The sequence below is a fragment of the Streptomyces sp. NBC_00569 genome, from assembly GCF_036345255.1.
Classification (GTDB): domain Bacteria; phylum Actinomycetota; class Actinomycetes; order Streptomycetales; family Streptomycetaceae; genus Streptomyces.
In genome coordinates, this window is the sequence record NZ_CP107783.1 from 2,081,022 (window position 1) to 2,102,570 (window position 21,549).

Annotated in this window: 19 protein-coding genes and 2 pseudogenes; 12 read left to right on the plus strand and 9 right to left on the minus strand. The window is 66.6% G+C overall.

The window, feature by feature from the left end; all coding sequences use genetic code 11:
- Nucleotides 1-14 precede the first annotated feature (14 nt).
- Genes OHO83_RS09595 through OHO83_RS09605 form a run of 3 tightly spaced genes read right to left on the minus strand, consistent with a single transcriptional unit; the run spans nucleotide 15 to nucleotide 1,232 of the window.
- Nucleotides 15-359 carry a hypothetical protein gene (locus OHO83_RS09595; protein WP_266676056.1) on the minus strand — a complete coding sequence of 115 codons (345 nt, stop codon included), beginning with the start codon at nucleotides 357-359 and terminating at the stop codon, nucleotides 15-17.
- On the minus strand, nucleotides 340-855 hold the full coding sequence (locus OHO83_RS09600; protein ID WP_330279208.1) for a hypothetical protein: 516 nt from the start codon (nucleotides 853-855) through the stop codon (nucleotides 340-342). The genes OHO83_RS09595 and OHO83_RS09600 overlap by 20 nt, the downstream gene beginning before the upstream one ends.
- On the minus strand, nucleotides 843-1,232 hold the full coding sequence (locus OHO83_RS09605; protein WP_266676052.1) for a cytochrome P450: 390 nt from the start codon (nucleotides 1,230-1,232) through the stop codon (nucleotides 843-845). Before OHO83_RS09605 ends, OHO83_RS09600 begins: the two co-directional genes overlap by 13 nt.
- Before the next feature lie 49 nt (nucleotides 1,233-1,281).
- Here OHO83_RS09605 and OHO83_RS09610 point away from each other — a divergent pair, with 49 nt between their 5' ends.
- Nucleotides 1,282-1,458 carry a DUF6192 family protein gene (locus OHO83_RS09610; protein ID WP_266676050.1) on the plus strand — a complete coding sequence of 59 codons (177 nt, stop codon included), beginning with the start codon at nucleotides 1,282-1,284 and terminating at the stop codon, nucleotides 1,456-1,458.
- Between the two features lie 49 nt (nucleotides 1,459-1,507).
- Nucleotides 1,508-3,193, plus strand: coding sequence for an acetolactate synthase large subunit (locus tag OHO83_RS09615; RefSeq protein ID WP_266676048.1), 1,686 nt, complete (start codon nucleotides 1,508-1,510; stop codon nucleotides 3,191-3,193).
- A gap of 182 nt (nucleotides 3,194-3,375) precedes the next feature.
- Here the strand turns inward: OHO83_RS09615 and OHO83_RS09620 are convergent, their stop codons facing one another.
- From OHO83_RS09620 to OHO83_RS09635, 4 genes and pseudogenes are all read right to left on the minus strand, one after another.
- Nucleotides 3,376-4,890 carry an FMN-binding glutamate synthase family protein gene (locus tag OHO83_RS09620; protein ID WP_266676046.1) on the minus strand — a complete coding sequence of 505 codons (1,515 nt, stop codon included), beginning with the start codon at nucleotides 4,888-4,890 and terminating at the stop codon, nucleotides 3,376-3,378.
- Between the two features lie 174 nt (nucleotides 4,891-5,064).
- Nucleotides 5,065-5,721 (minus strand): endonuclease/exonuclease/phosphatase family protein, encoded by a 657-nt coding sequence (locus OHO83_RS09625; RefSeq protein ID WP_330279209.1) that lies wholly within the window; start codon nucleotides 5,719-5,721, stop codon nucleotides 5,065-5,067.
- Nucleotides 5,722-5,886: 165 nt separating this feature from the next.
- Nucleotides 5,887-6,252 carry an SAM-dependent methyltransferase gene (locus OHO83_RS09630; RefSeq protein ID WP_266676042.1) on the minus strand — a complete coding sequence of 122 codons (366 nt, stop codon included), beginning with the start codon at nucleotides 6,250-6,252 and terminating at the stop codon, nucleotides 5,887-5,889.
- Nucleotides 6,253-6,350: 98 nt separating this feature from the next.
- A pseudogene (locus OHO83_RS09635) lies at nucleotides 6,351-7,288 on the minus strand (IS5 family transposase).
- A 507-nt stretch (nucleotides 7,289-7,795) separates the two neighbouring features.
- Here OHO83_RS09635 and OHO83_RS09640 point away from each other — a divergent pair.
- From OHO83_RS09640 to OHO83_RS09655, 4 genes are all read left to right on the plus strand, one after another.
- Nucleotides 7,796-8,473, plus strand: coding sequence for a transporter substrate-binding domain-containing protein (locus OHO83_RS09640; protein WP_330279210.1), 678 nt, complete (start codon nucleotides 7,796-7,798; stop codon nucleotides 8,471-8,473).
- 276 nt (nucleotides 8,474-8,749) lie between these two features.
- A complete protein-coding gene (locus OHO83_RS09645) occupies nucleotides 8,750-9,292 on the plus strand; it encodes a GIY-YIG nuclease family protein (RefSeq protein ID WP_266676038.1) in 543 nt (180 codons plus the stop codon).
- A 253-nt stretch (nucleotides 9,293-9,545) separates the two neighbouring features.
- Nucleotides 9,546-10,349, plus strand: coding sequence for a DUF1963 domain-containing protein (locus OHO83_RS09650; protein WP_330279211.1), 804 nt, complete (start codon nucleotides 9,546-9,548; stop codon nucleotides 10,347-10,349).
- A gap of 254 nt (nucleotides 10,350-10,603) precedes the next feature.
- On the plus strand, nucleotides 10,604-11,185 hold the full coding sequence (locus tag OHO83_RS09655; protein ID WP_330279212.1) for a hypothetical protein: 582 nt from the start codon (nucleotides 10,604-10,606) through the stop codon (nucleotides 11,183-11,185).
- Nucleotides 11,186-11,487: 302 nt separating this feature from the next.
- Here the strand turns inward: OHO83_RS09655 and OHO83_RS09660 are convergent, their stop codons facing one another.
- Nucleotides 11,488-13,263: a DUF2637 domain-containing protein gene (locus OHO83_RS09660; RefSeq protein WP_330279213.1), complete on the minus strand. Its 1,776-nt coding sequence runs from the start codon at nucleotides 13,261-13,263 to the stop codon at nucleotides 11,488-11,490.
- A gap of 191 nt (nucleotides 13,264-13,454) precedes the next feature.
- Here OHO83_RS09660 and OHO83_RS46970 point away from each other — a divergent pair.
- The 5 genes and pseudogenes from OHO83_RS46970 to OHO83_RS09685 all read left to right on the plus strand — a co-directional run.
- Nucleotides 13,455-13,682 (plus strand): annotated as a pseudogene (locus OHO83_RS46970) (IS5-like element ISMt1 family transposase); the annotation flags it as partial.
- A gap of 371 nt (nucleotides 13,683-14,053) precedes the next feature.
- Entirely contained in the window at nucleotides 14,054-14,578 is a 525-nt protein-coding gene (locus OHO83_RS09670; RefSeq protein WP_330279214.1) for an NUDIX hydrolase, read from the plus strand.
- Nucleotides 14,579-15,387: 809 nt separating this feature from the next.
- Entirely contained in the window at nucleotides 15,388-16,083 is a 696-nt protein-coding gene (locus OHO83_RS09675) for a restriction endonuclease (RefSeq protein ID WP_330279215.1), read from the plus strand.
- Between the two features lie 16 nt (nucleotides 16,084-16,099).
- A complete protein-coding gene (locus tag OHO83_RS09680; protein WP_330279216.1) occupies nucleotides 16,100-16,315 on the plus strand; it encodes a hypothetical protein in 216 nt (71 codons plus the stop codon).
- 799 nt (nucleotides 16,316-17,114) lie between these two features.
- On the plus strand, nucleotides 17,115-17,684 hold the full coding sequence (locus OHO83_RS09685) for a hypothetical protein (RefSeq protein WP_330279217.1): 570 nt from the start codon (nucleotides 17,115-17,117) through the stop codon (nucleotides 17,682-17,684).
- Between the two features lie 760 nt (nucleotides 17,685-18,444).
- On the opposite strand, the gene OHO83_RS09690 is transcribed toward OHO83_RS09685, so the two are convergent.
- Entirely contained in the window at nucleotides 18,445-20,499 is a 2,055-nt protein-coding gene (locus OHO83_RS09690; protein ID WP_330279218.1) for a TerD family protein, read from the minus strand.
- 453 nt (nucleotides 20,500-20,952) lie between these two features.
- On the opposite strand from OHO83_RS09690, the gene OHO83_RS09695 reads away from it, so the two are divergent.
- Nucleotides 20,953-21,534 (plus strand): DUF4352 domain-containing protein, encoded by a 582-nt coding sequence (locus OHO83_RS09695; RefSeq protein ID WP_330279219.1) that lies wholly within the window; start codon nucleotides 20,953-20,955, stop codon nucleotides 21,532-21,534.
- Nucleotides 21,535-21,549: the final 15 nt, after the last annotated feature.

The window sequence follows — 21,549 nt, forward strand, 5'->3', positions numbered from 1 at the left end:
TTCTGTCTCTCCGATCACGATCGGAGAGACAGAATTGCCGGCGGCGTGAAGTCTGCGCAGTTCTTACGTGCAGTTATCAGAGCGAAGGAGAGGAATTCTCCGCCGTCTGTGGTGAGCATGTCGATGACGGGCTGGTTCGCGCTCCGGCCGTCGGGCGTGTGCTCGGCTGCTGCCCGGGCCCACAACAGCCAGTCCCGCCAGGCGTCTTGCGGCAACCACGCGGAGGTGACCTCCACGAGCTCGGTGATCGCCCACTGAAAGCGCCACCACTCCGCCGTGTGCCAGGCAATCGCCTCCCAGCCGACCACCTTCTTGATGTGAGGTGGGATGGCTCCGAGCTCACGGACCTCCCGTGTCATGGCGGGAGTCGCCATCGCCAGATGTCCGCCAGGGCGGAGGAATCGCGTCAGGTAGGGCAGGTAGCCGTCCGCCGTTCCGAAGTACGCCACCCTGCGCGAAGAACGCCGCGCCGAGATACCGGTCGGCCGCGCTCACCGCGGCGGCGAACCGCGCCACGGCGGCCGACGGCCACAGCGCGAACACCTCCTCCACCGCGTCGGCCCCGGACGGGCCGAGCGCGGCGCGCACCCGGTCGAGGAACGCGGGCGCGGTCAGGCAGGAGGGATCGAGCAGCTTCTCTCCCCATACGCCGGGCGGAACGGCCAGCACGGTCAGGTCCTCGCGCCGCAGGCCGGTGTGAGCCAGGGCATAGTCGGCGAACTCCGCATCCGGCTCGTAGCACAGGGCGAGAAGGTCGCCGGGGCGGGCGAACCAGAACAGGCGCTGGGTCCAGGCGCGCATGTCGCCGCGCGCCCGTATAGAGGGGTCGATGTGGTTGCCGATCAGGATGCGCACGGCGGACTCCAAGAGGTGGGCGAAAGGGTCAACGGTGGAAGGAGGACAGCGGGCAGCGAGTCGAAGGCCCGCATGGTCGCGGTACGCCGCCGCACTCCGTCGCCCGCGGCCTCCAGGCGGGCGGAGTGCCCGGCCAGGGCCGCGACCAGGGCGCGCAGGCCCGCCTGGGCGACCGTCGTCCCGATGCAGGAGTGCGGCCCCCACCCGTAGCCGAGGTGACGGTTCGGGGAGTGGTCGAGCACCAGGTCGTCCGGCCACTCGAAGGCGGCCGGGTCGCGGTTGGCCGCCGCGAACAAGGCGACGACCCTCTGCCCCGCCTCGATGTCGATGCCGCCGATCCGGCAGGCCCGCACGGCGATGCGCGTGGTGCCCTGCACAGGCCCGTCGAATTGACGTTCCTACAACACCCTGAAGTCGTATCGGTGGGTGGCCAGCCGGTGGCCTGAGCAGCACCGATGCTCTGGAATGGCGTCCAGCACCCACCAGACCCTGGCTGCGGTCTCTGACGACGAGGAACGCTGGGCGGCGATCAAGAATCCGAGGGTCTGGCTCGTAAGACCCGGTCCGCAGGCGTCCGAGCGGTGGGCCGGGGTAGACGACTGACCGGTCCGCCCATCGGCGCGGCCGAAACCCGGGAGAGGACACGATCAGCGTGAGCGACGCCGAGCACCGGAAGCAGACCCCCGACGGAGCGGCCGAACTCCTGGTGCGCTGCCTGGAGAACGAGGGCGTCGAGGTGGTGTTCGGCGTGCCCGGCGAGGAGAACATCCGTTTCACCAACGCCCTCGCCCGCTCGGAGAAGATCCGCTACGTCCTCACCCGGCACGAGCAGGCCGCGTCCTTCATGGCGGAGATGCACGGCCGGCTCACCGGCTCGGCGGGTGTGATGTCCGCGACGCTGGGGCCCGGCGCGATCAACCTGATGCTGGGCGTCGCCGACGCCATGACGAACAGCACGCCCGTCGTCGCGATCAGCGCGCAGGTCGGCAAGGAGCGCAACTACAAGGAGTCCCACCAGTTCGTGGACCTGGTGAGCATGTTCGCGCCGGTCACGAAGTGGTCGGCGGACGTCCCGGCCACCCGGGCCATCCCGGAGATGGTGCGGCGCGCGTTCAAGACCGCGGAGTCCGAGCGGCCCGGCGCCGTCTACCTCGCCGTGCCCGAGGATGTCGACGAGGCGACGGACGGCTCGGACCTGCGCCCGCTGCGCAGGAACGTCGTGCAGCCCGAGGCGCCGTCCCCGGGGCAGATCAAGCGGGCGGCGGAGCTGCTGCGGGAGGCCCGCCGGCCGGTGATCCTCGCCGGGCACGGCGCGGCGCGCGGCGGCGCCGAGGAGTCGCTGGCGGCGTTCGCCACCGCACTCGACGTGTCGACGGCGACCACCTTCCACGGCAAGGGCGTCCTGCCCGACGACCACCCGTGCGCGACCGGCACGTTCGGCTTCATGCGGCGCGACTACACCAACTTCGGGTTCGAGGAGGCCGACGTCATCATCGCCGTCGGCTATGAGTTGCAGGAGTTCGACCCGTCCCGGATCAACCCGGACGGCGACAAGAAGATCATCCACATCCACCGCTTCCCGGCGGAGGTGGACGACAGCTACTCGGTCGATGTCGGCATCATCGGCGACATCGCCGCCTCCCTCGACGCCCTCGCCACCGCACTCGACGGCCTGCGGTGGACCATCGACGACGAGGACACCACGGCCACCCGCGCGCTGCTGGCCAAGGAACTCGAGCAGGGCGCCGCGGACGAGCGCTACCCGCTCGCCCCGCAGCGCGTCATCGCCGACACCCGCGCCGCGCTCGGTCGCGACGACATCGTGCTGGTCGACACCGGCGCGCTGAAGATGTGGATGGCCCGGCTCTACCCGACGTACGCGCCGAACACCTGCCTCATCTCCAACGGCTTGTCCACCATGGGCTTCTCGCTGCCCGGCGCGCTCGCGGTCCAGCTCGCCAGGCCGCAGACGAAGGTGCTGGCGGCGGTCGGCGACGGCTCGTTCCTCATGCACTCCCAGGAGATCGAGACGGCTGTCCGCGAGAACATCCCGCTGACCGTGCTGATCTGGGAGGACAACGGCTACGGGCTCATCAAGTGGAAGATGGACCTGGAGGTCGGGGAGAACTCCAACACCGACTTCGGCAACCCGGACATCGTCCAGTACGCCCGCAGCTTCGGCGCGAAGGGCTACCACATCGAGTCCGCCGGGGACCTGCTGCCGACGCTCCGTGAGGCACTGGCGGACCCGGGCGTGTCGATCATCAACTGCCCGGTGGATTACGCCGAGAACATGAACCTCATCGAGCACCTCGGGCACCTCGACTCGGCGCTCTGACCCGCCCGCGCGGCGCGGCCCGACTCCCGTACGGGCCGCGCTGCCCGGGCCGCTGTCACGCCTCGCGCGCAGCGTCCCGCCCCGAGGACCGCCCCGGACAGGACTGCGCAAACTCGTGACGTCGCGTGCTGATCAGGCCGCAGTCGTATCTCCGCATACCCGACGAGGGGGCAAGGACGTGCTCAGGCAGTGAGCAGCTCGGTGATCTCATCGGCGAGCTTGGGGCCGAGCGAGCCCCAGCCGTCCTTGTAGCCGTAGACGCTCGCCAGGGTGCGGGCGTCGTAGTCGCCGTTGAGGATGTCGATGTCGGTGGGGGTGATAAGCGAGGGATGGGCGACGCCGACGGCGCCCGAGACCCTCAGCAACTCCCTGCGCAGGGTGCGCAGGTAGCCCGCGGCCCGGATGGCCTTCGAGGGTGCGTCGATGCCGCGCGTCAGCCACGGGTTCTGGGTGGCGATGCCGGTGGGGCATGCGTCGGTGTGGCACTTCTGCGCCTGGATGCAGCCGATGGACAGCATCGCCTCACGGCCCACGTTGACCATGTCGACGCCGAGGGCGAACGCGACGACGGCGTTCTCGGGCAGGCCGAGCTTGCCGGAGCCGATGAAGGTGATGTCGTCGGTCAGCCCGCGCTCGGCGAACACGCTGTAGACGCGGGAGAAGCCCATGCGGAACGGCAGGGACACCGAGTCGGCGAAGATCAGGGGAGCAGCCCCGGTGCCGCCCTCGCCTCCGTCGACGGTCACGAAGTCGACCCCTCGATCACCTCGCTCCATCAGGGTGGCGAGTTCCTCCCAGAAGCCCATTTCCCCGATGGCGCTCTTGATCCCGACGGGCAATCCGGTCTCCGTGGCGAGCAGTTCCACGAAGTCAAGCATCGAGTCCACGTCGTGGAACGCGGTGTGCCGCGACGGCGACGCGCAGTCCTTGCCCGCGGGGATGTCGCGGATCCCGGCGATCTCGTCGGTCACCTTCGCACCCGGCAGCAGGCCGCCGAGCCCCGGCTTCGCACCCTGCGAGAGCTTGATCTCGATCGCCTTCACGGGCCCGCTCGCGACCACGGACTTGAGGTTGTCGAGGTTGAACGTCCCGTCCTTGTTGCGGCAGCCGAAGTACGACGTACCGATCTGGAGGACGAGTTCCCCACCGTTGAGGTGGTAAGGCGACAGGCCGCCCTCGCCGGTGTTGTGCATCGTCCCGGCCAGCGCCGCACCCTTGTTGAGTGCCGTGACGGCCGCGCCGGACAGCGAGCCGAAGCTCATCGCCGAGATGTTGACGACACTCGCCGGACGGAACGCCTTCGCGCGGCCTCGTGGTCCGCCGAGCACCTTTGCCGAGGGCAACGGCGCCTGCGCGTCGCGCAGATCGGGCAGCCGACCGGCGAACGTGCGCTGCTTCACGTACGCGTGACCCTGCTCATGCTCGACGTCGTTGTCGGTGCCGAAGCCGAAGTAGTTGTTCTCCTCCTTCGCCGACGCGTAGATCCAGCTGCGCTGGTCACGGCTGAAGGGCCGTTCCTCGTCGTTGGACGTCACGACGTACTGCCGCAGCTCGGGGCCGATCTTCTCCAGCAAGTACCTGGCGTGCCCCAGCACGGGGAAGTTCCTCAGCAGTGCGTGCTTCTTCTGCACGAGGTCGCGGGCGGCCACCAGCGCCAACGCCGTGGCGGCTGACGCGCCTATGTTCCGAGCACGCATGAAAGACGTTCCTCTCCTCGACTGGCCGAACCTCACCACGACCGGCTACCCCACGCCAGCGAAATGCCACGTGAGGGCGGCGAATGCTCTCCTCTTGCGCGCGGTCGGGGAAGCGGGCGCAGGGGCTGAGGCCGAGGCCGGAGACCTACTTGAGGGTGGCGTCCCAGCTGACCGTCAGTTGGTAGTCGTCCTTCCGGCGATCACGGAGAAGCTCCGCTTGTCGATGGATTCGCTCCAGTCGACTTCCCAACGGTGTCGGGAGGGGGCCCTGATCCAGATCGAGTTGAAGTCCCCCACGCAGAGGGCGGGCCGGACACCACCCGTCGTACAGATGGTGCCCTTGAGTCGGAGCGCCTCGTTGTACCGGTAGTCCGGTCGGAAGGGGTCCCCGTGGTAGCTGGCTATGAGGACCGGGACTTTGGCTCCGACGTCGAAGCGGGCTGTGGTGCAGCCATGCCAATAATCGGGGGCGCCGAAGGGGCGGTATGACCCTTCGACTACATCGACGGTGTGGGGGTTCCACATCAACGCGGTCCACCGTGGACGGTGCCAGTTTGCCGCCATGGCCGTGCCGTGCGGATGGCCGGCGCTGACGCGCACGGAAGCACTCAGGCCGCATTCTTCGGACAGGTCTTGGATAAGCGAGGCGGCTTCGCTCTCCCAGCGGTCGCGGCCGGTTCCGCTTTCGTCGAGGATGAACTCCTGCAGGGCGAGGATGTCAGGAGCTATCTCCTGAATGGCGGTGACTCGCGCTGCCCAAGAGCGAGTGTTCCGTGTGGTGGGGCTGAGCTTGTAGGCGTTGAGATTGGCGATGCGAATGTTCCTCGGCACATTCAACTCCTGTACGAGATGGTGAGGTGCAGGAAAGCCCGGCGGTCGCCGGTCCGGGTATGACGTGCTCGGCGTACCGCGGGAGAGATTGATCGGGATCGGCCGCGCCGGCCCTGGCCTGGCAGGCGCCGAGGGAGGGACCAGCTCACTCGAACGCGTCCACGCTCACGATGGCGTCGAAGTCTCCTCCTCGAACGGCAGGGTGTGCGCCTCAGCTCGCACGGCCGTCACCTGGTCGCCGACACCCGCATCGGCGAAGACGGTTGCCGCGTCCTCAGGGGCGATCCACAAGTCGGCCGCAACGACCTGGGCGCCGTACTCGCGGGCTAGGAACACCGACGTGGCGCCCTTGCCGGAGCCGAGGTCGAGAATCCGCATCCCCGGGCGCAGATCAAGGTCCCGGGCGAGGTCTTCCAGCAGCCGCAGCGGGTTCGGCCCCATGTCGAGGTTGAGCAACCAGGCGGGGTCATAGCCAGAGGAGCGCGGATAGCGGTCCGGACGTATGAGATCGTTCAAGTCAGTCACGAGCACGAGCCCAAGCTGATCATCTACTCGGGCACAACCCGTTTTCGCTCACCTCGGCCCCCGGCGGCGGAGCACGATGCGCAACAATCAGTTCGTCGCTGCGGTCATGAGCGGAGCCAGATGAGGAGTGCGGCGGCGGTGACAGTGCCGAGGAAGACGTATCCGCGCTTGTCATAGCGGGTGGCGACCGCTCTGAACTGCTTGAGCTTGTTGATCGTCCGCTCCACCGTGTTGCGATCTTTGTATCGCGCCTTGTCAAAGCCCGGCGGGCGTCCACCGCGTGACCCCCGTCGCAGGTGGGCGGCCTTGTGGTCCTTCTTCTCGGGGATCACGTGCCGGATCCCGCGCTTGCGGAGGTAAGTACGGATCGTGCGGTTGCTGTACGCCTTGTCGGCGGAGACGCTGTCCGGGATGCGGCGTGGTCGCCCGACTCCTGTGCGGGGGACGCGGATCTTGTCCATGACCGGTTCGAACTGAGTGCAGTCCGCCCGCTGCCCCGGCGTGATGAGCAGGGACAACGGGCGGCAACGGCCCTCCGCGGCTACGTGGATCTTGGTGGTCAGCCCGCCGCGGGAACGGCCGAGAGCCTCGCCCGGCGCACCGCCTCCTCCGGCCGGAGCCGCAGGGTGATGTTCGCGCGCAGGTGAATTGATCTTCGTGGCGCCCCTTTTGAGGAGCCGGCGGGGGCAGGCGGCGGCTTCTTGAGGGCACCGGCGGCATGCTGGTGGGCGCGCACGGATGTGGAGTCGACGTTGACGTTCCAGTCGAGGTCCCCCTCGACATCGGCAGCGGCTTGGACGTGTTGAAGGAGCATCTCCCAGGTGCCGTCGGCCGACCACAGAAGATGCCGCTTGTGGACGGTCTTCCATGAGCCGAAGCGTTCGGGCAGTTCACGCCACTGAACCCCGGTGCTGAGCCGATGAATGATGCCGTTGATCACTTGCCGGTGGTTTCGCCACCGGCCGCACCGGTTGTTGCTCACCGGCAGCAGCGGCTCCAGCACTGCCCACTCGCCGTCCGTCAGATCCCCTCTGCTGAGCATGCCCAGGACAACGAACTACCTGATCGAAGAGACACCCCCTAGAGGCCATCACCGCAGAACGTGGGCTACGGTCAAAACGGTGCCTCCGGCGGAGGATCGGCCGGCACCGGGATGGAGAGGGCGCCGCTTCCGACTGCGGGTCCGTAGCGGCGTACGCGGGGTGCTCCCATCCCGTACGCCATCGACCCAGGCAGAGCCGAGCAAGGCGGCCCTGGTGTCCAGGTCGCTCGTACGGTGGCGCGCTCCACCTGGACGGCATGAACCACGCCCGCTCCACATGCGTGCGGGTCGACGGCAGACGGGATGGGAGCTGAGGTTGGGTGGTGGGCTGAGCAGGCTTCTCACCAGCACCTACGAGGCGGTCTCAAAGCGCTACATGCGCACCCAGACGTCTCTTCCTTACCTGCCCTTGAATCTTTGACCACGAACGATTGAGCAACAGCCACCTACGCTCAGGCCATGACGCCCGTAGACGCAGATCTTGCGCACGACCTGGCCCCCACTGGAGTGCTGCGCGCCTCCATCAACCTCGGCAATCCAGTGCTCGCTCAGGGCACCCCCGACGAGCCGTCCGGGATCACTGTCGACCTTGCCCGTGAGGTTGCCGAACGCCTGGCTCTGCCCGTGCAGTTCATCTGCTTCGATGCAGCCCGCAAGTCGTACGCTGCGATGACCGAGGGCCACGCCGACCTGTGCTTCCTGGCCGTGGATCCGGACCGCGAAAAGGAAGTCGCATTCAGCACGCCGTATGTGCACATCGAGGGGGTGTACGCGGCACCATCGAACTCGGCGTTCGCCTGCGCCGCAGACGTGGACCGCGACGGGGTGCGCATCGGCGTCAAGAAGGGCTCCGCCTACGACCTCTACCTGAGCCGCGGCCTGCACCACGCCACCGTCCTTCGCGGCGACGAGGGGGTCGACGTCTTCCATGCCGAGGGTCTGGACGTAGCGGCCGGTATCCGCCAACCATTGACCGCGCATGTTGCCCAGCGGGCCGAACTACGCCTGCTGGAACCTGCGTTCATGACGATCCGGCAGGCCATCGGCACCACACGCGGACGAAGTCCGAAGACGGCACGGTTCGTCAGTGACCTCGTGACCGAGCTGGTAACTTCCGGATTCGTCGCCAAGGCACTGCGCAGCTCCGGCCAGGATCCGGCCTTGGCTGCCTCTGCTACGGTTTGACGCGCCCCCGAGGCGCGGACGAGGTTCGGCTGCCTCACCACTCAGGGTCGTGCCACAGCCGTATCAGGTCAACCGGGAAACCACGGGGACACCGGGGATCCGGATCAGTCTGGCGGGAGATCGTCGGCGCACTTCGGCGCAGGTCAGCGGCCGATTCGGCCCTAGATCAACTTAGCTTCACAGGCTGATGTCGCGCGACTACGCAGGCCACGAAGAGCCTCTGTCGGTGTCGACCCACAGCTTGTGCTGATCGGCCGTGGCACTACTGGAGGCATCGTGAAAGCTACCGCTCTCGTCAGTCCCAGCCGGTTGTGGTCGGCGCAGGAGGTCTTGGTGCGTCCCAGTCCTGTCCCGGCGGCGGCAGGGGTCTACGGCTGGCACTTCAAGCAGCCGCCCCATCCGTGCCTGGATGCCGAGCGCCTGTTGTACGTCGGGATAGCCCCGCGATACATGGCGAACCGGACCAGCACCCAGAACCTGCGCAAGCGCGTGCGCTATCACTACCGGGGCAACGCGGCCGGCTCGACGCTGCGGTTCACCCTCGGTTGCCTACTCGGACTCGAGCTGCGTCGAGTGGGCAGCGGCAAACGGATGACCTTCGGCAGGGAAGAAGCCACACTGAGCCAGTGGATGGCGGGCAATGCGCAAGTGTGTTGGATCGAGCGGAGCGAACCATGGGACCTGGAGTCGCAGCTCATCTCTCAGCTCGACCTCCCGCTGAACCTCGACCAGAACCGCCATAACGCGTTCCACAGTCGGCTGAAGGAGCTACGAGCTCAAGCACGACAGCGAGCACGAGAGTTGCCCATCAGCTCATAGGCCGTCGGACGCGCCGCCGGGCCGTTGCCTGGGCCGTCCGAAGCCGCTCAATACCGGCCGACAACGACCATCGACGACCAGTCAGGCGGCCGCGATCGGGCCCCGGGGCTGCAAATACGCAGGCTTCCAAGTTCCCGGGCAAGACCCAGGGCAAGAAGAAGCTTCGGGGCAGGTATCTGCCTGGCGTCCTGTGTGAGCGCCAGGAGGTAGCTTGCCCACAAGTTTGCGTTGTTGATCCGAGGAGGCCCTGCCCGTGACGCAGAGCTTTACTGGCCCGCTGTACGACCTGGATGGCCTGATACCTGAGCTCGCGGTTCTCGGCCGGCGGACGACGCTGCTGTTGCCGAAGAGCGGATCTCCCGAGGCCCAGGAGAGCTCCCTGGGCGGCCCCATGCTTTGGCCCATCGATGAACCCTGGCCTTCGTGCGGACAACCAGGTCACTGGGCGTGGCCCAACGAGAAGAACCCGGCCGGGACGGTCCCCATGGTCCCGGTGGTTCAGCTCTTCGCACGCGACGTACCCGAGCTGCCGTTCCCCGAAGATAGGGACGTACTCCAGCTGGTCTGGTGTCCGTTGATCCATCCCAACGACCAGGCGTGCGCCGCCCTGCCGAGTCTGTACTGGCGCAGCGAGGCCGACGTGCTCACCTCCGGCATGCTCCAGGCGATACCCGCCCCCCAGGAAGGCGAGTACGAAGAAGAGTTCATGCCCAATCCGTGCACGGTGTCCCCCACCTCGGTGGTGGAGTACCCGAACTGGGACCTGCCACAGGAACTTCGGCAGACCCTGCAGCCCCGCATCGAGGAGCTGGAAGAGCGCTTCGGCATGGAGTACACCCTGTTGGCGTGTGCGCTGCAGAACAAGGTCGGCGGGTACCCGGCCTGGAACCAGCCACCCGACTGGCCATCCTGCGAGCGCGGCCACCGCATGGAACACCTGCTCAGCGTCGCCCCGGAGGAAGACCTGGACATGGTCATGGGAGACCTCGGCGGCATCTACATATTCTTCTGTCGCCAGTGCCCCGAACTCCCCTACGCCCACCGCTACGACTGCTGAGCACAGCTACCGACGACAGGCGTGCCAAAATTGTGAGCGGTCTCTGTAGAGCTACGGATCAGAAGGCTCTGACATCCACAGCCGACATCAACGACGTCGGATGGCGGCATACGCCCCTGCTCCAAACGCGGGCCGTGATCCCTCGTTTCACCAGCTCAACGGCCGAGTCAGCCTCAGATCACCCCAGCTTCCCAAGCTGAGATCACAGCGAAAGGCTCTGCCTGTCGTCCCCCAGGTCGCCTACCGTTCCACGTATGAAGTCGATCAGCCCCGAGAACCCGCTGACCCCAGAAGACGCCCACGAGCTGCTCGCCAGGTTCTCCGCCCGGGCCGAGATCAAGCGAGGTATGAGTGAGCGCGAGCTCGACCAGGTCGAGGAGCACTGGGGGTTCCGTTTCGCGCCGGAGCACAGGACACTCCTGGGCGCAGGACTGCCTACGGGTGGCCGTAGCTGGCCCGACTGGCGCGACGGTGACGCTAAGGATCTGGCGGAGCGGTTGGCCCGGCCGGTCGACGGCGTGTTGTTCGACGTGGAGCACAACGGCTTCTGGCATCCGGAGTGGGATCCGCGGCCGGCGGGCACCCAGGACGCCTTGGCGTTGGCTCGTACCCACTTGGCCAAGGTCCCGACGATGACGCCGATCTACTCCCACCGCTATCTCCTGGCGGACCCAGACCGCACAGGCACGCCCGTGTTGTCGATGTATCAGACGGACATCATCTACTACGGCACCGACCTGGTCGACTACTTCCATCACGAGTTCGGCCGCCCGGCGCAAACACCGGAAATCCACGAGTACGCCAAGATCCCGTTCTGGTCCTACTTCCTGGAGTGAACAGCCCAAGACTGGCCAGCGGTTGACACCCATCTTAGACATCAACGAAGTCGGACGACAGCAGCGACAGGCGCACCCATGTGACCGCTTCCTGCTCTGCCGGATCAGTCCTGCTTCGGCCGGAACGAGCCCCTGATCGAACTCCCACTCCCAACGCGGTGCTCACGCACAAGCTCCCGACCGGGCCCTCCTGGGGGCGTGGAAGGGCGCTCGTTGATGACCGACACTGACAACTGCCGACGGCTCAGCAGCTGGTCAGGGTGTTGATCGGCTAGGAGGCCGCAGATCACTGTCGCCTGCGGTCAGTTGTGGTTGTGCAGCGCGTCGTAGCGGCGCTCGAACCCAGAGGCGAGGTGCTCGCCGCGCTGTAGATCGTCGAGGGTCAGCTGCCGGTTGCCAGATTTGACGCCGTCGTGGGCGAGCCGATCCAGTAGCGCCTCGTACGTAGGAGGTTCACCCAGGCGCTCGTATTCGTCGGCCCACCGGCGGTAGATGCGCTGCTCCAGTGCGTATCGGCGCAGGGTGCTGGGGCTGACAGGCTGTCCTTTGTCGCCCAGGACACCGGATGCAGCGACCTGTTGGGCCACCTCTTCCCAGGCTGCTCTACCCTTGGGGTCCGTGCCGTGGGTGTCCACGTAATGCTGGTAGGCGAGGTAGTACCGGTCGGGATTCGTGAGCCGTGGAAGCTCCTCCTCGTTACCCCCATCGTCATCTGCCGCGGAAGTGTCGAGGGTTACGTCGATCTGCGCGCGGTCCCGTTGCGAAGGAACTGGCACCTCGTCTGACGGAGTCTTGCCTCGCGCCAACTCGGCGGCCGGATTCAACTCCGCAGCGCTTGGAGCTGAGAGGTGCTCCGTTGCGACCTCAGCGGGCAGCAGGTGCGGCTCGGGAGCGTCCAAGTTGTAGCGCTCTCGCAAGTACTGCGCGAGCGCTGCCGAATCAGGGGAGTTGCCGAACTCCTCGACATACGCACGGGCCACATCCCGGCAGAACGCCGCCCACGTCTCCTCTGAGACCGGCACCTCAGCCAGCGCCCCTTCCCTGCCACCCATGTCCTGGCGACCCACGCTAGCCTCGCTCCTGGCTGCATATTCGGCCAGGAGCGGCAGCAGCTCCTCCTCCGACAGCGGACTGCCGTCGTCCTGGACGGCCTCATGCTCGACCCGCAGATAGTGCGCGAACTGAGCTACCGTCGGAGCCACCTGATACTCGTCCAGGAAATCCTCATAGGCGCTGAAGTAGTCGATCAAATGCGCCGTCTCGCCTTGGTGCGCCGGCAACTGTTTGGCAAACCACGGACTCGAAGACTCTGCCGTAGGAACCTCTACGGCTTCGATCGGCAACTCTTGCTCCGCAGCTGTCTGCTGCGGTGCGGCTGGCAGCAGCGCGGGTTCGATGCCGGCGGCGGCCAGGCCCGAGGGGGCGGTCTCGGCGAGCGGGACGCCGTAGCGCGCGAGGCGCAGCGGCATCAGGGACTCGACGGGGGCCTTGCGGCGCCAGGCGCGGCCGAAGCGGGAGTGCAGGCGGGCCTGGTAGACGAGACGGTCCTGCTCGAGCTTGATGACGGCCTCGTAGCTGCGCAGCTCCCACAGCTTCATGCGGCGCCACAGCAGGAACGTGGGCAGCGGGGAGAGCAGCCAGCGCGTGAGGCGCACGCCCTCCATGTGCTTGTCGGCCATGATGTCCGCGATCCGGCCGACCGCGTGGCGCGCCGCCTCGACCGAGACGACGAACAGGATCGGGATGACGGCGTGCATGCCGACGCCGAGGGGGTCCGGCCAGGCGGCCGCGCCGTTGAACGCGATCGTCGCCGCGGTCAGCAGCCACGCCGTCTGGCGCAGCAGGGGGAACGGTATGCGGATCCAGGTCAGCAGCAGGTCCAGGGCGAGCAGGACGCAGATACCCGCGTCGATGCCGATCGGGAACACATAGCTGAAGTTCCCGAACCCCTTCTGGAGCGCGAGTGAGCGAACGGCCGCGTACGAACCCGCGAAACCGATGCCGGCGATGACCACCGCACCGGCGACGACCACGCCGATGAGTATGCGGTGCGTCCGTGTCAGCTGTGGCGCGGCCACTGCGTCACCCCGCCTAACGCATTGTCTCCCCCGCCGCGCACGCCCCCCACTCCCCTGCCGTCACCCGGTCCGCTCCCCTACCTCAATTCACTTTTGCACACTCAGTCAGTTCATGACACATAGAATCAACAACTGCCCCACTGCACACGAGTCGATCCGGACGACAGCGGCAGAGGAGCATGCGGCCCTTGTCCACGATCGTACGGGCTCACCAACATACGGCCGGGGCCCATGGTGCCTCCGGCCGACGCGGACGAAGATCTGAGCTGGGCCGTTTCGTGGACGAGGGGGGTCCCGACCGCGAGCCGGACGACTACGCCATCGACCGGTCCCGCGGCGGACTCACCACCAAGGTCCACCTCGCCGCCGACGACCGTTGTCGGCCCCTTGCGTTCGTTCTCACCGCCGGACAGACGGGGATGTCGGCCTTCGCCGATGTCATGGCCCACCTGCGCGCTCCCCGCCCGGAGTCGGAGCTCGGGCAGGTCAGCGTCGGGATCAAAGTCTGCGTTGAGGCGGCCAAGCGTCTCGTGAAGCGTCAGGCCCGGCTGCACCCGCACGAGCATGATGTCGTAGGTCACGGGGTAAATCTACGCAAACTTAAAGCTCCTCGGCGACAGCATCGACTCAGCCACCAGAGGTGACCTACTCGTGGTGATCCGAACGAGACAGTCCAGGGCGGATCTCCCTACGAAGGCCTCTTGTTGGCCCCCCCTATGTCTGGGTCGCTTACGCGCTTCCCGCCCTTCTCGGATGCCTTCCAGATGCGGCTTTGAAGACGTGGTCCTCCATGGCAGGCAAGGAGCTATCACCAGTGCCACTTCTCGATGTACTGCTTGTTACTCCTGGCGGCATGATGTCCGTCTGCAGTCGAGGGGCATTCGGTGAACGGCCTGGTTTCAGAGGAGAGTTGAGGTTGCAGATACAGCCGACGATCTCCGGTGCGGTGGTCGCCCATCAGGGCAAAGTACTGCTGGTTCGTCGCGCCGTCCCCGAGGGGAGTCTGGTCTGGCAGTTCCCAGCGGGCAAGGTTGAGCCTGGTGAGTCGCATGAGGAGACGGCTGTGCGGGAGGCCTTGGAGGAGACCGGGGTACTTGTCGAGCCTCTCACCGTGATCGGTGAGAGGCTGCATCCGGTGACGGGTCTGCGGGTCGTCTATGTCGGCTGCTGGTGGCTGTCGGGTGCGGCTCGGGCGGCGTCGCCGCGGGAGGTTGCCGAGGCAGTATGGGTGCCGTTCGACGAGCTGCCGTCACGGATTCCAGGTGGGGTGTACGAGCCGGTTTGGGAGTTCTTGACGGGTCCGGCGCTGCCCTGATTCCGTGCACGTTCGACTCTCTCGCATCGACCCCGGTGCGGTCAGGTGTCTCACCCGACGCAGCTTGCCTCGAGGACCACGAACAGACAGCCCGCTGCCATGTGAACGATCCAGCAGCGGCCGCGTAGCACGGCATCAACCGCGGCCGCGGGTCTCGGCTCCGCCTCCCGTTTCTCCGCCGGGTCGTCTGATGAGTGCCGACGTCTTCGTCGGGGGTAGCAGCGCCTGAGATCGAAGCAGCGTGAGGGCTCTGTGGTCTCTAACCCCCATGCGCAGACCTGCATCAGTTCGTATGGAGCAATGGGCGTCCTCTAACGCACGTCAGGGCCAAGTTGCAGGTCCATGGCGCGCATCCGCTCGAACTCGCAGCCCAGCGCTTGGAGCAAGCTTATTCAGGCATCTTCGGCGACCCGCCTGGGGGACCTGACGCCGGGCGGACTGTGGGCCCGCGGAATGGGAGGTGTTCGCATGAGGTTTCGTGGCGCCGCTCGAGGTCGCTGAATCGGCTGAAAGTTGATCGTCTTTGCCGTCGAACACGCAAGTCGCTTCTCTTCGGTCTGATGGTTGAGCGGCTCTCACTGGCCGAAAGTCCGTTGCCCTCAGCGCTCGCGTCCTTACGTAGTGTCAGTGACGCGTGCTGTCATACGACCTGCGCGAGGACATGCCAACGCATCTGGGCAGAGGGGGATTTCGATCATGACGGCACAGGTGAATGCGCACTTATGCGGCGGACCAAGGTTCGATGATGATGCCAAGCGTTCGCCGCAAAACGCCACTGATACCGGCCCAGCCCTACGGGGAGCGGCCGGATGAGCCGCCGTCGCCCGACGCGGCGCGCCGTCCGCCGCCGTCCGAAGCGTCGTTCCAAGAAGCAGGATGAGCAGATCGCTCTGCTGGTCGGCGCTATCGTGGCGGTCGGTCTGGCGGTTGCCGCCTTGCAGTGGCTGCTTGCTCACTGGTGGCTCCTCGTCGTTATGGCCGTGGTTGCCTCCGTCGCTGGCGGCCTCTGGCTCCAGCAGGTCCGACAGCGTGCTGAGTGGCAACGCATACGTGCCCAGGCCGTGCACATGCGCATCGCCGAGATTGACGCCCTGGATCACCGCGCATTCGAGTTCGCCATACGGGACTTGATGTGCCGCGACGGCTGCACAGCCGAGCAGATCGGCGGCGCCGGGGACGACGCCTGCGACGTACGGGCAACCGACCCGGCCGGCCGCATCTGGGCAATCCAGTGCAAGCACCGCCGAGACGGGGACCGGGGCTCGGCCGTCGGCGTCGGGGTGCTGCAGCAGGTCAACGGCACCGCCCGACAGGTCCACGGAGCGGACATCGCGGTCGTCCTCACCAATGGCCGCTTCTCCTCGAAGGCCATCCCCTGGGGCCGGGAGCACCGAATCCACCTCGTCGATCGGCGCGTACTAGGTGAGTGGGCCGCCGGATCACGGCCGCTGTGGGACCTGCTCGATCGCATCCCGCCATCACGCCGCCCGACGGCACTGTCTTGACCAGGGGGTTGGCCCAGTGATCCTGACGCTCAACGTGGCGGTCCTGCTTGGCGTGATCATCTACTTCCGCATACGCCGCCGTGTACAGGCTCGAAGTCGATCCGACCAGTGGCTGACCGTGTCCATCGTGCTGGTATTCGGCGTGCTGATCGCGCCCACCGAGTTCGGCCAGGGATTCGCCGACGTCTTGGGTGATGCCGTGAAGAACTTCTCTGAGGCCGGCAGCCCATGAGATCCCGGAACCGCACAACCTCGAGCGCGCCGACGACTATGGGCAGGGCTCGACGGGCGCGTCCCGCCTACCGGACACATCTGGCCAGACGTTCACCAGTTGTCCCCTGCCCTTCAAACGAGGCGTTTGACAGCGAACCCACTCGAAGAACTGAACCGCCCTTGGTGGCCAGAGTGCAGGTCCGGCGCACATCCGTGCTCCACACGTCGCGCTGCGCGTCATAGGACGCAGCGTTCCCACCACAGGACGGCCACGAGAAGTTGCCAGGGACTATGCACCAGATGGGGAACGACGAGGTGCGCCTTGTGCCGGGCGCGTGTCATCGCGACGTACAGCCGCTTGGAACGGTTCAGGGACGGCTGTCCTTCGGAGCGTGAAACTCATGGCGTTTGAGGAGCAAGATCGATCAGTGTGTGCGGACCAGCAGTTCTCGTCGGCAGGTCTGCACTCACCGCTCCATGAACGCGTTCATGCGGGGTACTCGGATGCCTGCTGAGGACGATCTCAATCCGCACCTTGGAGCACCGTGTCGAACAGTCCGCAAGCATCGCGTCCCGGTCCCTGATCAGGTAACGGGCCCGGCAGTCGGCGTCCTCGAGGACGATCACAAGGTTCTTCACAACCTGATCCCCAACAAGGTCGACCCGATCCGTAACGTGAAGCTGACGTTCGGGGAGGTGAGAGCTCCTGAATGCTGTGCCAGGCTCGGAGACTGGTCACGGCTACGCAATCCTCTCCCAAGGGTTCTCTGGCTATGGCAAAGTCTGCCTCCTTTGCCTGCTCCTTTTTGGGGGGGATCATGCGCCATCTCATCACCGTTTCCACGTTCGCGGCCGTCTGCTGTCTGAGTCTTGCGGCCTGTACGGGCAGCGACGACCGGAGTACGCCTCAGCCGCGCCCGCGCTCCACGCTCAAGTTGGGGCAGAGCGCGGATACCGCAGGTGTCGGTGGCCGGGGGACTGCCCAGATCACCCCGGATACGGTCGTCTACGCCGACAGCACTAGCTTCGGCACCCCGGAGCACGGCCTCTTCGCTGTCGTCAACTACCAGTCCAGGAATCGGACCAAGTCGCGTGTGACGACAACCGCCGAACAGGGCGGCTTGCGATGGAAGGCCTCGGATGGACACACCGTCACGGCGAGGAACAGCAAGGCCGCGACAAAGGTCGCTCCCATTGGACTCAGCGAAGGCGGGCCGGACTTTACCTCCGAGACAGGTCACCAGGACGTGGCTGTCTTCGACATTGCACCAGCCGAGAGGGGCGGCACCCTCATCTATGTCGACGGCGACGGCACCGTTTTCCGTTGGAAGATCCCCGCGAGCAACTCCGGCTCTGCGGTTCCCGCGTTGAAATTCGCCTTGAGCTAAGAGCGCCAACGCGATCGTAGTTCGGCCGTCTTGAGTCGTCGCCAGCAGTCGAGACTGCAGGTCAACGGGACGAAGACGTCGGGGAGTTCGAGGCGTCGTTTCCCAGCGCATGGCGAGGCGCTTGAACTGGTGGAGCGGGGCGAAGATCTACTCGACGACGTAGCGGAGCCTTCCCGGCCCTTTATGTCCGGGGCGCCCTTGCGGGAGATCACGGGCAGGATCGGGAGGCTCCGTAGCTGACGCTGTACCGCCCGGGAGTCGTACGCCTTGTCGCCCAGGAGACACACTCGGGGGACTTCGCGGACGGCCCGGCCGTCCGGCCACCGGCGGGACGCTGTCGACCAAGTCGAGGGTCTGGGTGATGTCGTTGACGTTGGCTGCGGTCGTGATGGCGTGGAGCGGCGTTCCCTTACCGTCGCAGATCAGGCTTTCGCCGGGCACCAGCGGGCCGCGCAGTGGCGGGGATCGCCGTATGACACCGGGCGTGGGAGGCAACAGCCACGGTGCGGCGCGGTCCGACGCATGTCGGCAACCCCTGGCCTCGCCGGACACGGCCAGTTCTCAGTGCGGTGCGAGCACGGCCCTCGGCCGGCGGGGTGCACGGTACTTCGTCGGGGCAGGACGACGTACCGTGCACCCCACTCCCCCAGCACGTTGGGGCACAACTTCCTCGGAAGATCCGCGGTCGCACTGTTCATCATTTCGGATCGCTGCGCGATCAACGGTCGCTGCCCGGGGGCCCCTCTCGGCTGCGCTCCTCCTACTCCCCAGCAGACGGCTTTGCCGGCGACCTCCTCCGGGTCGCCATGCGGTCGAGGTGGGTCACCACCCCGGTGTGGAACTTGTTGATTGCTTCGTCGACGCTCCGGATGAATCCGGATTCCGTGTTTCCCCGTTGCGTGCCCATGCCCTTGTACAGCGACAGCCGGAACCCAGTGATCTTCGCCCCGCCCTTCGGGAGGAGATCACCCGGCTCGGGGCGCAGCCGTTCCAGCGTTCCCCGCGGTCCTCTCACATCGCCATCAAGAAGAGTCTCGATGTGCAGGTCCGCGGGCGCCTCGGCCAGTTCGCGGACGATGCGCTTGGCCCAGGAGAGTGGGTAGCCCTGCTCCGGGGGCGAGATGTCGATGGACGTGCGGATCTTGCCGGTGCGCAGGTCGGCGGTGACGGCGAGTACTCCTGGTGTCTGCTCGATGCGTAGCTCGGCCTGGAGCTTTCCGTTATGGCAAAATTCGTCGGCCATGCGGGTGCGGCGGGCCACGGCGTCTGTGCCGCGGCGGGCGCGCTGCACGGGGAGGACCTTTCGTCCCAGTTCGCCTCCCAGGCCCAGCGAGACCTGACGTACCAGACGCTCCCAGCTCTCGACGGCCTCGAGTGCTCGCGGGTCGCCCGGGCAGAGCGTTTCGTCCTGGATCCCGTTGCGTACGGGCACCCATGCCGGGCCCATGTTGTGGAAGCCGTGACAGCCCGAGTTCTCGTGGAGCAGGTAGTGCAGCAGCTCCTCCAGGAGCCACGCGTGTGTGGGGTTGCCGACGCCCTCGTGCCGGATCAGCATCTGCGCCTGGTGGGCCACCTCGGCCCAGGACAGATGCCACAGGCTCACCTTGTTCTTCCGCCGCCGGTCGATCTTCACCTCGACCAGCGGGCTGCCTTCCAGCGCCACGTCGTTGGAGAGGGTGATGACCGCCTCGTATCCCCTCCTGGCGGCGATGTCCGAGTAGTCCTGCACCTGCTCGGCCTTGAGCGGATTGCCATTGGTCTTGGTCTCGACGAGTGCCGTCCACAGCTTGCCCGCTCGCTCCACGCGGATGACACCGTCGGGGCGACGGGGCGATTCTCCGTGGGGCAGCGACACCTCGGTGAAGGTCTCTATACGCCCCGCGGGGGCGCCGAACCCGGCAGTGAGCCGCCGGCCGAGTTCCGGCACCTGCGCCATCACAGCCAGCAGGACCGAGGTGGCGCGAGCCTCCCGGTCCCGGTCGCTCTTCAACGCGGACACGGGAAAGAGGCGCGCGCCCCTCCAGGACTCGTTCTCCGCAAGGGACTTCTGCGGCGCCCTGGAGACGGTGATCTTCTTCTTCGACGTGCGCGGACGCACCGGCTTCCTGGCGGGCGCCGCTGCTTCGGGTTCCTGTCGTGTGCCGGGGACGGTCACTGCGATGATGACGTCCGGTACCGAATCCGGCGCGGGCTTCTGCTGGAGGACGTCAGAGGCCGGGAGCTCCTGGACTGCCTCCTGTGCCTGCGTGGCGTTCGCCGATTCGGCGTCGTCGTCGATGTCTACGCCGTGGTCCCCCGCCAGGGCTGCGAATCCCGCCTCGTAGCCCTGCCCTACAGCCCGGAATTTCCATTCCTCGCCGCGCCGGTACAGCTCCCCGAAGATCAACGCGCTCACGCCACCGGCGTCATCGATCGCGAACCGCAGCAGCGGCTCGCCGGACCCGTCGCTCAACCTCAGCTCGAGGTCCTCGAGTTCGTCGAACCGGGCTGACTCGTACCGGCTCGCCGCGATGAGGATGGTGGCGACGTCGCTGGGAACTGCCGTCAAGTCGAAACTAATCCGGTCCTCGCTGCCCTCTCCCACGGGCGTTTTACCCAGCAGCTGCACGCTCCCGTCCGGCGCACAGGCGTTGTTGTAGAAATAAAAGTCGGTGTCGGTGCGGACCTTGCCGTTCTCGTCCAGCAGGAGCACGGAGACGTCGGCGTCGCCCTCTCCCGTGGGACTCACCCATCCCAGACTGACGACCACCGAGTCGACGTCGTCTCCGCTCAAGCCCCCCAGCCCGACATTGGCCCCCTTGACCATCTCGTACATGCGGCCTCCCAACCGATCGCCCAGGTACGAGGAACCCCCCTCACTCACCTCCCCGACACATGCGCGCATACGGTGAGCCTGGTGTGAAGAAAATGAGTGTATCGGGCAGCAGAGAAGGCTGACCCTCGAATCTCCAGAGCCGGTCGCGCACCTGAAGCCGACTCCCGAAACGCGGCACCTGCAGTGAGCCGTTCCAACCGGGCGTGTGCGGCCCGGAGTTGGACCGGCACTGCCCGAGACGTGCCCATCCGCGACCCGAAGCGCGCCGTGGGGCCGAGGGGCCGAGGGGCCGAAAGCGAGCACGCCGCAGAGTACCGAGCCTCGCAAGGCGGTTGCCGGCCCCGTCAAGGACGGACTCGTCGCCGGCACGCCGAAAAAGTAGCGACGACGTACAACCATCGACGCTCTTCACAGGTCACACACATGTCGTTCACAGAAAGGTTGACCTCACAAATGAACCGCGCCGCCAAGTCCGTCGCCGCCCTGCTCCTCGCCGGCTTCCTTCCCCTCACTGCCGCATGCAACGGTGACTCCGACGTCACCACCACTCCGAACAAGAAGAGCGACTCCCAAGAGGGCAAGCCCGCCGAGAAGCCGGCCGAGGACACCGCCAAGAACGACGCCAAGACCGGCGACACGATCACCCTTAAGGGCATGGACGACGGCAGTCAGCTCGACGTGACCGTCGTCAAGGTCGTCGACCCCGCCAAGAGCAGCGACGAGTTCACCACCCCCGAGTCGGGCAACCGGTTCATCGGCGTGCAGTTCAAGCTCGTCAACTCCGGCACCAAGGCGTACAACGACAGCCCCTCCAACGGGGCTCAGGTCGCCGACAAGGACGGGCAGCAGTTCGACGCAACGTTCGGAGACATCACGGCCGGTCCGTCCATGTCGTCCAGCGTCAAGCTGGCGCCTGGCGGCAAGGCTCTCGGCTGGATCGTGTTCGAAGCGCCTACTAAGTCGAAGGTCACGCAGGTGCAGTTCGCGATGGACTCGGGCTTCTCGGACCAGACCGGCCAGTGGAGCATCGGCTGAACCGCCGCTGATCCA

Bases quoted from the DNA above. Each gene is read 5' to 3' on its own strand.
- OHO83_RS09595 (WP_266676056.1), bottom strand. From the start codon at position 359: ATGACACGGGAGGTCCGTGAGCTCGGAGCCATCCCACCTCACATCAAG.
- OHO83_RS09695 (WP_330279219.1), top strand. From the start codon at position 20,953: ATGAACCGCGCCGCCAAGTCCGTCGCCGCCCTGCTCCTCGCCGGCTTC.
- OHO83_RS09620 (WP_266676046.1), bottom strand. From the start codon at position 4,890: ATGCGTGCTCGGAACATAGGCGCGTCAGCCGCCACGGCGTTGGCGCTG.
- OHO83_RS09655 (WP_330279212.1), top strand. From the start codon at position 10,604: ATGAAGTCGATCAGCCCCGAGAACCCGCTGACCCCAGAAGACGCCCAC.
- OHO83_RS09685 (WP_330279217.1), top strand. From the start codon at position 17,115: ATGCGCCATCTCATCACCGTTTCCACGTTCGCGGCCGTCTGCTGTCTG.
- OHO83_RS09675 (WP_330279215.1), top strand. From the start codon at position 15,388: ATGAGCCGCCGTCGCCCGACGCGGCGCGCCGTCCGCCGCCGTCCGAAG.
- OHO83_RS09690 (WP_330279218.1), bottom strand. From the start codon at position 20,499: ATGTACGAGATGGTCAAGGGGGCCAATGTCGGGCTGGGGGGCTTGAGC.
- OHO83_RS09670 (WP_330279214.1), top strand. From the start codon at position 14,054: ATGGCAGGCAAGGAGCTATCACCAGTGCCACTTCTCGATGTACTGCTT.